Annotated in this window: 11 protein-coding genes; 9 read left to right on the top strand and 2 right to left on the bottom strand. The window is 63.2% G+C overall.

What is annotated here, in order from left to right; translation table 11 throughout:
• Nucleotides 1–788: ABC transporter substrate-binding protein (locus tag ABSG20_RS03815; RefSeq protein ID WP_423863155.1), on the bottom strand; the 788-nt coding region annotated here is incomplete at its 3' end.
• Nucleotides 789–975: 187 nt separating this feature from the next.
• Between ABSG20_RS03815 and ABSG20_RS03820 the strand changes: the two genes are divergently transcribed.
• The 6 genes from ABSG20_RS03820 (at nucleotide 976) to ABSG20_RS03845 (ending at nucleotide 9524) form a co-directional block, all read left to right on the top strand.
• A complete protein-coding gene (locus ABSG20_RS03820) occupies nucleotides 976–2229 on the top strand; it encodes an NAD(P)/FAD-dependent oxidoreductase (protein ID WP_423863156.1) in 1254 nt (417 codons plus the stop codon).
• A gap of 115 nt (nucleotides 2230–2344) precedes the next feature.
• Nucleotides 2345–2599 (top strand): DUF6489 family protein, encoded by a 255-nt coding sequence (locus ABSG20_RS03825; RefSeq protein ID WP_423863157.1) that lies wholly within the window; start codon nucleotides 2345–2347, stop codon nucleotides 2597–2599.
• A gap of 2 nt (nucleotides 2600–2601) precedes the next feature.
• Nucleotides 2602–3414 (top strand): alpha/beta hydrolase family protein, encoded by an 813-nt coding sequence (locus ABSG20_RS03830; RefSeq protein WP_423863158.1) that lies wholly within the window; start codon nucleotides 2602–2604, stop codon nucleotides 3412–3414.
• 77 nt (nucleotides 3415–3491) lie between these two features.
• On the top strand, nucleotides 3492–5039 hold the full coding sequence (locus ABSG20_RS03835; RefSeq protein ID WP_423863159.1) for a WS/DGAT/MGAT family O-acyltransferase: 1548 nt from the start codon (nucleotides 3492–3494) through the stop codon (nucleotides 5037–5039).
• Between the two features lie 78 nt (nucleotides 5040–5117).
• Entirely contained in the window at nucleotides 5118–6113 is a 996-nt protein-coding gene (locus tag ABSG20_RS03840; RefSeq protein WP_423863160.1) for an alpha/beta fold hydrolase, read from the top strand.
• A 171-nt stretch (nucleotides 6114–6284) separates the two neighbouring features.
• Nucleotides 6285–9524, top strand: a complete 3240-nt coding sequence (locus ABSG20_RS03845) for a bifunctional cytochrome P450/NADPH--P450 reductase (protein ID WP_423863161.1) — start codon at nucleotides 6285–6287, stop codon at nucleotides 9522–9524.
• Between the two features lie 210 nt (nucleotides 9525–9734).
• Here ABSG20_RS03845 and ABSG20_RS03850 read toward each other — a convergent pair whose 3' ends face one another.
• Complete coding sequence (locus tag ABSG20_RS03850) at nucleotides 9735–10658, bottom strand: alpha/beta fold hydrolase (RefSeq protein ID WP_423863162.1); 924 nt, start codon at nucleotides 10656–10658, stop codon at nucleotides 9735–9737.
• 203 nt (nucleotides 10659–10861) lie between these two features.
• On the opposite strand from ABSG20_RS03850, the gene ABSG20_RS03855 reads away from it, so the two are divergent.
• From ABSG20_RS03855 to ABSG20_RS03865, 3 genes are all read left to right on the top strand, one after another.
• Nucleotides 10862–11251, top strand: a complete 390-nt coding sequence (locus ABSG20_RS03855) for a hypothetical protein (protein ID WP_423863163.1) — start codon at nucleotides 10862–10864, stop codon at nucleotides 11249–11251.
• A gap of 48 nt (nucleotides 11252–11299) precedes the next feature.
• The gene (locus ABSG20_RS03860; protein ID WP_423863164.1) at nucleotides 11300–11896 is read left to right on the top strand and encodes a GNAT family N-acetyltransferase; all 597 of its coding nucleotides are present in this window, start codon (nucleotides 11300–11302) and stop codon (nucleotides 11894–11896) included.
• 222 nt (nucleotides 11897–12118) lie between these two features.
• Nucleotides 12119–12595 carry a phasin gene (locus tag ABSG20_RS03865; protein ID WP_423863165.1) on the top strand — a complete coding sequence of 159 codons (477 nt, stop codon included), beginning with the start codon at nucleotides 12119–12121 and terminating at the stop codon, nucleotides 12593–12595.
• The last annotated feature ends 229 nt before the right edge of the window (nucleotides 12596–12824 follow it).

A 12824-nucleotide genomic window follows, 5' to 3' on the forward strand; every position in this document is an offset into this window, starting at 1 on the left:
TTGCCGCTGGCATTGACCCGCGCGATATCCTGGATCGGAACCGGCTCGATGACGTCGACTTCGCCCGACAGCAGCGCCGCGACGCGCGTCGCGTCCGAAGCAATCGGTGTGAACACAATTTCCTTGAGGTTGTGCTCGGGGGTCCGCCACCAGTTTGGATTGGCTTTGAATACGGTCTTGACGCCGGGCTGATGGCTCTCGATGCTGAAGGGTCCGGTGCCGTTGGCATGCAGCGAAGCGAAACTCGGCGTCGCGGCCGAAGCCGGAGTAGGGGCCACCGCATTGTTATCCTCGCACCACTTCTTGTCCATGATGTACCAGGTATCCCACTGCGAAGTGAGAATGGGATTTGGCGAGTTCAGGACAAAATCCACGGTGTAGTCATCGACCTTGACGACCTTGGTTTCGGGTGCAATGCGGGTTGTGAGGTTCGAGCCTTTGGCGCGAACGCGGTCCGCCGAGAACACCACATCGTCGGCAGTGAAGGGATCGCCGTTCTGGAACTTGACGTTTTTGCGCAGGTGGAATCGCCATCGGGTAGGTTCCGGCGTTTCCCAGCTCTCCGCCAGCGCGGGAATGATCTTCAGATCCTTGTCGCGCGCGACCAGGCCTTCGTAGATGTGTCCGAGATGGGCATGGGTGGTGGATTCGTTGAGCGAATAGGGATCGAGCGATTTAAGGTCGCCCTGATTGGCGTAGCGCAGGGTCTGGGCCGGTGCCGGCGACATCGCAAAAGCGATCATCGAGAAGGCGGTCGCTGCTGCAAGCAGGCTATGACGTGCCGGCATCTGTTCCCGTTCTCCGCAGTGGCGCGCTCATTTCTGCACTTTTGACATCTATGACATGTTGCCAGAGTTTAGCCGCCGCGCAAGCAGCATTTCCTGGCGCGCCGTGCCGGTTTGCGCGACCATGCCGCAATCACCAGCTTCGGTCGAGGGTGCGAGAGCACGCCGAGGTGTTCAGCGGGAGTAGCGAATGACGGATCTAAAGGCTGACATCCTTGTATTGGGCGCCGGCATGGTTGGCGTCAGCGCAGCCCTGCATCTGCAGCAGCGCGGACGCGACGTCATCCTGGTCGACAAGCATGAACTCGCCGGCGAAGAGACGAGCTACGGAAATTCCGGCATGATCGAATGCGCCTCGATCTTCCCGTATATGTTTCCCCGTAATTTCGGAGAGATTTTCCGATACGCGATGAACCGCGCGCCCGCGGTGCGTTACCGGCCCGCGGATCTGCCGGCCGTGCTGCCGTGGCTGGTCCGCTACTACCTCGCTTCCGCGCCGGAGCGCGCACAGCGCGGCGCGATCGGGGTGTTGCCACTGATCAGGCGGAGCCTGATCGAGCATGAGGCGCTGATCGCCGAGGCCGGGGTGCCCGAGCTGCTGCGTCGGATCGGCTGGATCAAGATGTTTCGCTCGGAGGCGACCTTCGGAAACGCGGCGCGCGATTTCGAACGCGCGGGGCCGTATGGCGTGAAAGGTGAAATTCTGGACAACAAGGCAATCGCGCAGCGGGAGCCTCACTTAAGTGGAGAGTTCGCTGGAGCACTGCATTTTACCGAGCCTGGATTTGTGCTCGACCCCGGCGGCCTCGCCAAGGCCTATGCCGCGCTGTTCAAGCGCAAGGGAGGGCGCTTTCTGGTTGCCGATGCGACGACGCTCGAGCAGGTGAGTGGCGGGTGGCGCCTCCGCGCAGCTGATGATGCTGTGGTTGCGCGCGAAGCCGTGGTGGCACTCGGGCCCTGGTCCGACCTGGTATTTCGTCCTCTCGGCTATTCAATTCCGCTCGCCGTCAAGCGCGGCTACCATCTACATTTCAAGCCGCGCGGCAATGCCGTGCTGAATCACCCGGTGCTGGATTCCGATCAGGGCTTTGTGCTGGCGCCGATGAACCAGGGCATCCGACTCACCACCGGCGTGGAGTTTGCGCGCCGCGACGCGCCGCCGACGCCCTTGCAGCTTAAGCGGGCGCTGCCGCGCGCGCGCGCCCTGTTTCCGCTAGGCGAGCCGATCGACGCAACGCCCTGGAAGGGCGCGCGGCCGTGCCTGCCGGACATGCTGCCCGTGGTCGGCAAGGCGCCGCGCCATGCCGGGCTGTGGTTCGATTTCGGCCACCAGCACCACGGCCTGACGCTCGGCCCCGCGACCGGCCGTCTTTTGGCGGAGATGATGACCGGCGAGGCGCCGTTCGCCGATCCCAGCCCCTTTGCGGTTGAGCGCTTCGATTGACCATAACCGACAATTGACCGCTCGGAACAGGTGCTCGCGCGGTCAGGTCGCTTGCGTCGCGGAGCCAGTCGTGGCGATAATGTGGCGGGCTGTCAGCAAGCGGTCAGGAGCGGACATGAAGGTAAATGTCGAAATAGATTGCACGCCCCTTGAGGCCCGGCAGTTTTTCGGGCTTCCGGATGTGCAGCCGATGCAAATCGCTGTCATGGACAAACTTCAGCAGCAGATGATGGCCAACATCGAAAAGGTATCCCCGGAAGCATTGATGCAAAGCTGGTTCACCTTCGATCCGAAGCTCGCCGAGCGGTTCCAGGACCTGTTCGTGACCATGGCCGGTCTCGGCGGTTCGCGAAGCAACGACAGAAAATAGCAATGGCGCCTGGCCCAGGTGGATCGCCGGGGAGTGGATCGCCGGGGGCAAGGCGGCTTCGTCCGCCGGGCCTCGGTCTGCTGCTGGCCGAAGCGAGAGGCATATTGGAATTCAACGCCAGCCTGTTGCTGTCGCCGCTGTTGCTCCGCGCGCCGCGGGGCGACGGCCATGCGGTGCTGGCTTTGCCGGGGTTTCTTGCCAGCGATCTGTCGATGGTGCCGATGCGGCGCTATCTCAGGGAGATTGGACATGACGCTTATGCCTGGAAGATGGGCCGCAATATCGGCGGCGTTTCGCGGATGCGGTCGGCGCTGCGGGACCGGCTGGCCGAGATTTATGGGGCGACCGGCCGCAAGGTCAGTATCGTCGGCTGGAGCCTCGGCGGCGTCTATGCGCGCGATCTGGCGCTGCAGGCGCCGGAGATGGTGCGATATGTCGTCACGCTGGGAAGTCCGTTCGCGAACGACGTGCGGGCGACCAATGCGACGCGGCTCTATGAAGCGCTGTCCGGCGACGCGGTTGAGGATTATTCCGAGCTTCGAACCGCGATCGCGGGCGATTTGCCGGTTCCGACTACGTCGATCTATTCGCGCACCGATGGCATCGTGAACTGGCAGACCTGCCGCCTGCGTCCCTCCGATAGGGCCGAGAATATCGCGGTGCACCTCGCAAGCCATGTCGGACTGGGCGTCAATGCCGCAGCCTTGTGGGCGGTGGCGGATCGTCTGGCCCAACCGGAGGGCGAATTCAGGCAATTTGACCGGTCGGGTCCCTTTGCCATTGCATATGCGCCTCCGGAACATGCACAATCCTGACCAACGTCCTGAACCGGGACCGCCTGAACGCGAGAGGCGCCAAAAAGAGCGCCGCTTGATCTCCTTGGGAGGAAAATATGGGTGACGCCAAGAAACTGTCCTCGATGGACGCGTCCTTTCTGTATCTCGAAACGCCGGAAATGCCGATGCATGTCGGCAGCATGGCGATCTTCCGACTCCCTGACGATTACAAGGGCGACTTCTTCGAGGATTTCAAGGCAATGATCGCCTCGCGGTTGCACGTCGCGCCGATCCTCAAGTCACGGCTGGAAAAGGCGCCGCTCGACATCGATCATCCTTCCTGGGTCGAGGACGACCAGTTCGACATCGATCGCCATATCTTCCGCGGCAGCCTTCCGGCCCCCCATGACCGCGCCACGCTTGAGCGCATCGTCGGCTGGATGCATGCCAAGCTTCTCAATCGCGCCCGTCCGCTCTGGGAGTTCTACGTCTTCGAAGGCATGAAGGACAACGAGATCGGGCTCTACTCCAAGATGCATCACGCCTGTATTGATGGCGGCGCCGGCGCGGCCCTCACCAACATGATCTACGATGTGACGCCGGTTCCACGGGTCGTCGAGAAGCCGACGGCGCGGGCAAAGGTCGGGCAGGAACCGCGCGACATCGCCGCCAACCTGATCGATTCCTATCAGCAACTCTGGAGCCAGCCCTTCGATGCCTCGGCGACGGCCAAGGGCATCGATCTGCCGCGCTCCGGCAAGAGCGACATCGGATCAATCCTGTTCGACAACGCGATGTACCAGATCGAGTCCGCGGTCAAGTTCGCCGGCAGCGTTCCCACCCTGCTGAAGAGTGTCTCCGACGTGGTCGGAAAGATCTCCGATCCGAAATCGCGCGACAGCATCGCCAGCATGGTATCGCCGTCGACGATCCTGAACAAATCGATTTCCTCGGAGCGCAGCTTTGCCGGCGTATCGATCTCGCTGTCGCAAGCCAAGGCGCTGGCCAAGCAGGCCGGCGGCAAGCTCAATGACGTCGTGCTGGCGATCTCGAGCGGCGTGGTCAGGCGGTATCTGTTGGAGCGCGGTGCGCTGCCGGCGAAATCGATGACGGCCGCGGTGCCGGTCTCGTTGCGCGAAGAGGGCAATACCGAGGCCAATAATCAGGTGTTCGGCATGATCTGCTCGATCGCATCCAACGTCGAGGATCCCAAGACGCGGCTGCAGGAGATCATCGCGCAATCCACCAAGTCGAAGGAGATGTCGCATCCCTTGCGCGCCCTGATGCCGCAAGTGTCCAACATTTCGATGCTGGGAGCGCCCATGCTGGTTCAAGTTCTGGCGCTGTTGTACAGCCGATCGAGCCTGTCCGACGTGCTGCCGCCGGCGGCGAATATCACGGTTTCCAACGTGCCGGGGCCGCGCCAGACGCTCTATGCGGCGGGGGCGGAATTGCTGCACATCTTCCCGGTGTCGATTGCAACCCACGGGCTCGCGCTGAACGTCACCGTGCAGAGCTATCGCGATCAGCTTGATTTCGGCTTTATCGCCGGCGCCAACATCATTCCCCATGTCCAGGTTCTCTGCGACATGCTGCCCGGAGAATTCGCCGCGCTGCAGGCCGCCTTCGCGCCGCCAGCCGATCTCAAGAGCGCGGCAAGCTAGAAACTGTTCCCGCGCAGGCGGGAACAGGATCTTTTTGATTAACAAGGCCCAGCGCAACCGAAAAATGAGACGCCCGCGATGATTGAAATGCCGCCGCAGCAGTTCGCCGAGACCAACGGCATCCGCATGGGTTATTACGAGGCGGGCCCGAAAACCGACGCGCCGCCGGTCATTCTCTGCCACGGCTGGCCGGAGATTGCGTTTTCGTGGCGCCACCAGCTCAAGGCGCTGGCGGAAGCCGGGATCAGGGTGATTGCGCCCGATCAGCGCGGCTATGGCGCGACCGAGCGGCCGGAGGCGGTCGAGGCCTATGACATCGAGCATCTGACTGGCGATCTCGTCGGGTTGCTCGACCATCTCAAGATCGACAAGGCGGTCTTTGTCGGCCACGACTGGGGTGGCTTTATCGTCTGGCAAATGCCGCTGCGGCATATTGATCGGGTGGCCGGGGTCGTCGGCATCAACACCCCGCATACCCCGCGTGCGCCGGCCGACCCGATCGAGCTGTTACGCCGGCGCTTCGGCGAACACATGTATATCGTGCAGTTTCAGGACCCTTCGCATAGCGCCGACAGGATATTCGACAGCCGGGTCGAACAGACCTTCGATGCCTTCATGCGGAAGCCGGCGCCGCGCACCGAAACTGCTCCGGCCGAACCGCCGACCGCTGGCGTCGGCGCGTCGCCCAGGATCAATCTGGCGTTTCCGCAAATGATCGCCAACTACGACGCCAGACACGATCCGCGGACCCCGATCCTGTCGCCGGAGGAAAAGCAGGTCTTTGTCGACACTTTTACTCGCACAGGCTTTACCGGCGGCATCAACTGGTACCGCAACATGTCGCTCAACTGGCAGCGAGCGGCCGGCATCGACCACACGGTGCGCGTGCCGGCGCTGATGATTATGGCCGAGAACGACCATGTGCTGCCGCCATCCGCAGCCGACGGGATGGAGAAGCTCATACCCGATCTCGAGAAGGTTCTTATCCGCGGCAGCGGCCATTGGACGCAGCAGGAAAAGCCGGACGAGGTCAGCGCCAAGTTGATCGAGTGGCGTAGAAAGCGATTCGGGTAAACCAGCGAAGAACATCCGTCATGACGAGCCGTCGGTTCGGCGCAAGGCGCCGCCCGGTGACGAACTCGGCGAAGCAATCGACAGATCCGGGCGAACTGGATTGCTTCGCCGCAAGCGCTCCTCGCAATGACGGCAGCAAGCGGGTGAGATCAGGCAGGGGACAATCAGGCGATGGCGTCGACCAACAGACTAAGTCCGATCCCGCAGCCGCCGACCAGACCTGTGGTCGGCAACATGCTGTCGCTGGACCAGGCCGCGCCGGTGCAGAATTTGGTCCGGCTGGCCAGGGAACTGGGGCCGATCTTCTGGCTCGACATGATGGGCGCGCCGCTCGTGGTGGTCTCCGGCCACGACCTTGTCCACGAGCTCAGCGATGAAAAGCGCTTCGACAAGGCGGTGCGCGGAGCGCTGCGGCGGGTGCGCGCGGTCGGCGGCGACGGGCTCTTTACCGCCGATACCTCAGAGCCGAACTGGAGCAAGGCGCATAACATCCTGCTGCAGCCGTTCGGCAACCGCGCCATGCAATCCTATCACCCGAGCATGGTCGATATCGCCGATCAGCTCGTAAAGAAATGGCAACGGCTCAACGGCGACGAGGAGATCGACGTCGTTCACGACATGACCGCGCTGACGCTCGACACCATCGGGCTGTGCGGGTTCGACTACCGCTTCAACTCGTTCTACCGCCGCGACTATCACCCGTTCGTGGCATCGCTGGTGCGTTCGCTCGAAACCATCATGATGATCCGCGGTCTGCCGATGGAAAATTGGTGGATGCAGAAGCGCCGCCGCGATCTTGCCGGCGATGTCGCCTTCATGAACAAGATGGTCGACGAGATCGTCGCCGAGCGCCGCAAGAACGCCGAAGCCGCCGGGGACAACAAGGACATGCTTGCCGCCATGATGACCGGCGTCGACCGCTCAACCGGCGAGCAGCTCGATGACGTCAACATCCGCTACCAGATCAATACATTCCTGATCGCGGGGCACGAGACCACCAGCGGCCTGTTGTCCTGTACGCTGTACGCGCTTTTGAAGCATCCCGACGTTCTCAAAAAGGCCTACGAGGAAGTCGACCGGGTGCTCGGACCCGATCTCGACGCAAGGCCGACCTATCAGCAGGTGACCCAGCTCAGCTACATTACCCAGATCCTCAAGGAGGCGCTGCGGCTGTGGCCGCCGGCGCCGGCCTACGGCATCTCGCCGCTTGAGGACGAGACCATCGGCGGCAAATACAAGCTCAGGAAAAACACGTTTATCACGGTGCTGGTGCTGGCGCTGCATCGCGATCCCAGCGTCTGGGGACCGAATCCGGATGCGTTCGACCCGGAGAATTTCAGCCGCGAGGCCGAAGCGGCGCGTCCCGTCAATGCCTGGAAGCCGTTCGGCAACGGCCAGCGCGCCTGCATCGGGCGCGGCTTTGCGATGCATGAAGCCGCACTGGCGATCGGCATGATCCTGCAGCGCTTCAAGCTGATCGATGTCCACCGCTACCAGATGCACCTGAAGGAGACGCTGACCATCAAGCCGGAGGGTTTCAGGATCAAGGTGCGTGCGCGTGCTGACAAAGACCGCGGCGCTTACGCCGGCCCTGCCGCGGCGATAGCGGCGGCCGCGGGCGCCGCGTCGGCACCGCGTGCGCGAACCCGTCCGGGACACAATACGCCGCTGTTGGTGCTGTACGGATCGAACCTCGGCACATCAGAGGAACTCGCCACCCGTGTCGCCGATCTGGCGGAAGTCAACGGCTTTGCGACCAGGCTCGCAAGCCTCGATGATGTCGTCGGCAAGCTGCCCGCGCAGGGCGGCGTCCTGATCTTCTGCGCCTCCTACAATGGCGCTCCGCCGGACAACGCCACGCAATTCATAAAATGGCTCGGCAGCAAGCTGCCGAAGGACGCGTTCGCAGGCGTACGCTACGCGGTGTTCGGCTGCGGCAACAGCGACTGGGCGGCTACTTACCAATCGATCCCGCGCAGGATCGATGAGCAGCTGGCGGCGCATGGCGCCCGCAGCGTGGTGGCGCGCGGCGAGGGCGATGCCCGCGGCGATCTCGATGGCGAGTTCGAAAGCTGGTTCGCCAAGCTCGCGCCGCTGGCCACGAAGGAATTCGGCCTCGAGCAGAGTTTCAATAGGACTATCGATGATCAGCCGCTTTACAGCGTGGAGCCCGTGGCGCCGACGACAGTCAACGCGATCGTCGCGCTCGGCGGCGTCGCGCCGATGCAGGTGCTGGTCAACAGCGAGCTGCAGAACAAGACCGGCGCCAATGCTTCCGAACGATCGACCAGGCATATCGAGGTACACCTGCCCGCCGGCCTCCTCTACCGGGTCGGCGATCATCTCAGCGTGGTGCCGCGCAATGCTCCGTCGCTGGTGGATGCGGTCGCGCGCCGCTTCGGCTTCCTGCCGGCCGATCTGATCCGGCTGCAGGCTGCGGAGGGCCGCAAGGCGCAGCTGCCGGTCGGCGATGCGGTGTCGGTCGGAAGGCTGTTGACTGATTTCGTCGAGCTGCAGCAGGTCGCGACCCGCAGGCAGATCCAGATCCTGTCGGAACACACGCGCTGTCCGCTGACCCGGCCAAAACTCCTGGCCTATGTCGGCGACGATGCCGCCGCCAACGACCGCTATCGCACCGACGTTCTTGGCAGGCGCAAATCGGTGTTCGATCTGCTGGAGGAATATCCGGCCTGCGAGTTGCCGTTTCACGTCTATCTCGAAATGCTGTCGCTGCTGGCGCCGCGCTATTATTCGATCTCGTCCTCGCCGTCGGTCGATCCGATGCGCTGCAGCATCACCGTCGCGGTGGTCGAAGGTACCGCGAGTTCGGGGCGCGGCGTCTTCAAGGGCAGCTGCTCGAATTACCTCGCCGGACGCCGCGCCGGCCAGACGGTCCATGCCACCATCCGCGAGACCAAGGCCGGCTTCCGGCTGCCCGGCGATTCCGCGGTACCCATCATCATGATCGGCCCCGGCACAGGTCTGGCGCCATTCCGCGGCTTCCTGCAAGAGCGCGCCGCGCTGCAAGCCGGCGGCGCACGCCTCGGCCCGGCCATGCTGTTCTTCGGCTGCCGGCATCCCGATCAGGATTTCATCTATGCCGACGAGCTGAAGGCCCATGCCGCCAGCGGCATCACCGAACTGCACACTGCGTTCTCGCGCGCCGAGGGGTCCAAGACCTATGTGCAGCACCTGGTCGCGGCACAGCAGGAACGTGTCTGGGAGCTGATCGAGCAGGGCGCGATCATCTATGTCTGCGGCGATGGCGGCAGGATGGAGCCCGACGTCAAGGCCGCGCTGGTTGCGATCTATCGCGAACGCAAAGGCGCTGACGCGGTGGCTGGGCTGCGCTGGATCGAGGATCTCGGCGCCAAGAATCGCTACGTGCTGGATGTCTGGGCCGGGGGCTGATTGCGGCTTCTCGCTCTGGCAGCGCCCACTCCATTATAAGCGGGCCAAGCCACCCTGGCTGTTGCGGTGGCTCGCTTGATTCGTCGGGCGCGCCCTCAGCCAGCCTGTAGGGCCGATCGTGATCCGCCGTCACGCCGCCGCGATGGCGGATTACCCCCAACAGGCCCGCTCGTTGCGCGGACCCGATGGGCTTCAATCGGCCCTGCGGTGCTAATTCATCGCCTTTGCCGAGGCCGCGTGGGCATGCTTGTCGATCGCATCGATGATTTGCGGCCACATCGGGATCGGCAGCGCGTGACCCATGCCTTCGATCATCAGAAGTTTGGCCCCTGATATCGAGGCCGCGGTGTCCTTGCCGCCCTCAGGGTGCACCAGCGGATCGACCGTGCCATGGATCACCAGCGTCGGGGCCTTGACCGATCGCAGCCGTTGCTTGCGGCTGCCGGCGGCGAGGATGGCGCGGAGCTGCCGTCCGACCCCAGCCGGATTGAGGCCGCGCTCATAAGTGCGCTCGGCGCGGCCGCGGTCGAGCGCTTCGTCCTGCGGAAAGCTGCCGGCGCGCAGGATCTTCCAGGTCTGCGCGAAGCGCGCGAGAAATTCTTCCCTGCTGGCCGGGGGCGGCGCCATCAGCATGGCAGCGGCCTCGCGGGTCGGCGGCGGCACTTTGGGATTGCCCGTCGTCGACATGATCGAGGTCAGCGAGCGTACCCGCTGCGGAAACGAGATCGCGATCTCCTGGGCGATCATGCCGCCCATCGATACCCCCACCAGATGCGCCTGATGGATGTGAAGCGCATCCATCAGGCCGGTCACGTCCTGCGCCATGTCGCGCAGCGTGTAGGGTGCGGCGACCGGGATTTTCAAAAATCTGAGCTTGAGCAGTTCGACCGGGGTCAGGCGCTTGCCGCCGGTCATCCTTGAGGACTTGCCGATGTCGCGATTGTCGAACCGGATGACGCGAAATCCGCGCGCCGCCAATTGTCGGCAGAAATCATCGTCCCACTGGATCATCTGGGCGCCCAGCCCCATGATCAGCAGCATCGGTTCCGCATCGGCGTCGCCGAAGATCTCGTAGCAAAGCTCTATGCCATTGGCGCGGGCGATCTGCGGCGGCTGATGGGCGGGTGAATTCAACTGGCTGTCCTCGACTGGCTGTTCTCGAATGGCTGTCCGCAAATGGACTCTGGACGGGAACTCTATGACATTTTTTCCAGGCCGCAGAAGGCTCCCCTCTGCCAACAAATAGATACTGCGATGTTGATCGCCTTGGTGCAACGGTGTGCTATGATCAGAACATGCGGGCCTCCGAGGCCTTATGACCATGTGGGAGGGCGCCAATGGCGGAAAAGAGCAACGATCCGGTCGCGCTGTGGCAAAGGATGATCGGCGAGATGGAGAAGGGCTTCAACGCCTTCGCCAATCAGGCTATGGCGTCGCCTGAATTCAGCAAGGTCGTCAACCAGGTCGGCGGGGTCAGCGCCGGCGCCCAGAAGCAGCTCGGTGACATCATGGAGAAATATCTCGTGAGCATGAACATGCCGAGCCGGGCGCAGATGGTGGGGATGGGCGAGCGGCTGCAGTCGATGGAGGGGCAGTTGAACGAGATCAAGGCGCTGCTGGAGCAGGTGCTGAAGAATTCCGGCGGCTCGCCGGTCGACCTCCCCGCCTTGCCCAGGCCGCCGCGGACCCGGCGTCCGCCGCCGCCCGCGGACGGCGAACAAAAATGATCGCGGCGGCCGGACTCGATCTAATTCATGGTTGCGCGAGAGATCGACATGAGCAATGAGGCCCGTTCCTATCCGCGCCGCGTCGCCACCGATGCCGGCGAGATCGAATTGCGCCTGATGTCGCCGGCCGATGAAGCCGCCGTGCTCCACTTCGCGCAAAAACTCCCGGTCCACGATCTATTGTTCCTGCCGCGCGACATCAGCGAGCCCAGGGTGCTGGCCGCCTGGATCAAGGAGATCGAGCGCGGCGCGATCACAAGCCTGCTCGCGGTCAAGGCCGGCAGGGTGGTCGGGTGCGGAACGCTGGTGCGCGATTCCCTCTCATGGTCGCCGCATGTCGGCGAGATCCGCAACGTGGTCTCTTCGGATGTCCGGGGGCAGGGGGTTGGGCGGGCGTTGTCGCAGGAGATTTTTGCGCTGGCCCTGGGGGCCGGGCTCGAGAAGCTGGTGGTGCAGATGACGGTCGATCAAACTGGGGCGATTGCGATCTTCGAAGGCCTGGGCTTCAAGGCCGAAGCGCTGCTTCGCGACCACGTCAAGGACAAGGCCGGCAAAAAGCACGATATCGTGGTTCTGGGGCACAATGTGGCGCAGGTGCTCGCCCAGATGGAGGCCTATGGTCTGCCCGGGGCCGTGCGCAACTAGCGCGTTTTTTCGGTTGCCGATCTCCCCTCAAGACAAGCTGCTTCTGTTGATACAGGACGAATACAGGCAAATCGCATATTGGGCGGGCATATCACGACTTCGTGATATCGCGCCGCAACATTGATGTTGCATCGCACCATTAACGATGTCATAACACCTTTGCCCCGGGCCAATCCGGACGGGGTGAGCCCCATAGCTCAACCTGAGGATGGAGAAACCACAATGACTACCGAAACTGATTCCGTACTGAACACCATGAAGGAAGCTTTCGCACCCGTCACCGACGCTCTGAAGAACCTCCAGAACCTGGAAGTTCCCGAGGTCGCCCGCGAGTTCGTGAAGAAGACTGCCGGCACCGCCAAGGAGCGTGCAGCCGACCTCCACGCTGGTTCGGAAAAGGTAACTGCCGCGATCGAGACCGCCGTTGCCGGTTCGGTCACCGAAGCCGCCAAGATCAGCCGCAATATCCAGCAGGCGCTTTATCAGGACGCGGAGGATTTCTTCTCCGGCATCGACAGGCTGGCGTCCGCCAAGTCGCTCAACGAGGCGGTTGCGATCCAGTCCGAAATGCTTCGTGCGCGCGGCGAATTGCTGGTATCGCGGGCGAAGTCCTCCACCGAGTATCTCGGCAAGCTCGTCGCCGAGGGTGCCAAGACTGCCCAGGACAACCTCGCCAAGGTCTACAGCAAGACCGCCTGATCGCTTTCGTATCAGTAGACTAGCCGATCGCAATAAGATGGCCCGCTTGATGCGGGCCTTCTTTTGCTTCCAGCAATCGTGCGCTCTCTCCGCGTCACGCCCGCGCTAAAGCGCCAACGGGTCGCGCGAACGGGCGCCCGATGACAGGCTCCGCGCGTCTTCGCGCCGAAGTCGCGGGCATCCACGTCTTTCCTCCGGTGATGGATTGACGCAAGACGTGGAGGGCCGG

The sequence above is a fragment of the Bradyrhizobium sp. genome (genome assembly GCF_049512235.1).
In the GTDB taxonomy this organism is placed as follows: domain Bacteria; phylum Pseudomonadota; class Alphaproteobacteria; order Rhizobiales; family Xanthobacteraceae; genus Bradyrhizobium.

What these genes read in the sequence shown, in the direction of transcription:
- ABSG20_RS03820 (WP_423863156.1), top strand. Translation starts at nt 976, where the DNA reads ATGACGGATCTAAAGGCTGACATCCTTGTATTGGGCGCCGGCATGGTT.
- ABSG20_RS03825 (WP_423863157.1), top strand. Translation starts at nt 2,345, where the DNA reads ATGAAGGTAAATGTCGAAATAGATTGCACGCCCCTTGAGGCCCGGCAG.
- ABSG20_RS03830 (WP_423863158.1), top strand. Translation starts at nt 2,602, where the DNA reads ATGGCGCCTGGCCCAGGTGGATCGCCGGGGAGTGGATCGCCGGGGGCA.
- ABSG20_RS03835 (WP_423863159.1), top strand. Translation starts at nt 3,492, where the DNA reads ATGGGTGACGCCAAGAAACTGTCCTCGATGGACGCGTCCTTTCTGTAT.
- ABSG20_RS03840 (WP_423863160.1), top strand. Translation starts at nt 5,118, where the DNA reads ATGATTGAAATGCCGCCGCAGCAGTTCGCCGAGACCAACGGCATCCGC.
- ABSG20_RS03845 (WP_423863161.1), top strand. Translation starts at nt 6,285, where the DNA reads ATGGCGTCGACCAACAGACTAAGTCCGATCCCGCAGCCGCCGACCAGA.
- ABSG20_RS03855 (WP_423863163.1), top strand. Translation starts at nt 10,862, where the DNA reads ATGGCGGAAAAGAGCAACGATCCGGTCGCGCTGTGGCAAAGGATGATC.
- ABSG20_RS03860 (WP_423863164.1), top strand. Translation starts at nt 11,300, where the DNA reads ATGAGCAATGAGGCCCGTTCCTATCCGCGCCGCGTCGCCACCGATGCC.
- ABSG20_RS03865 (WP_423863165.1), top strand. Translation starts at nt 12,119, where the DNA reads ATGACTACCGAAACTGATTCCGTACTGAACACCATGAAGGAAGCTTTC.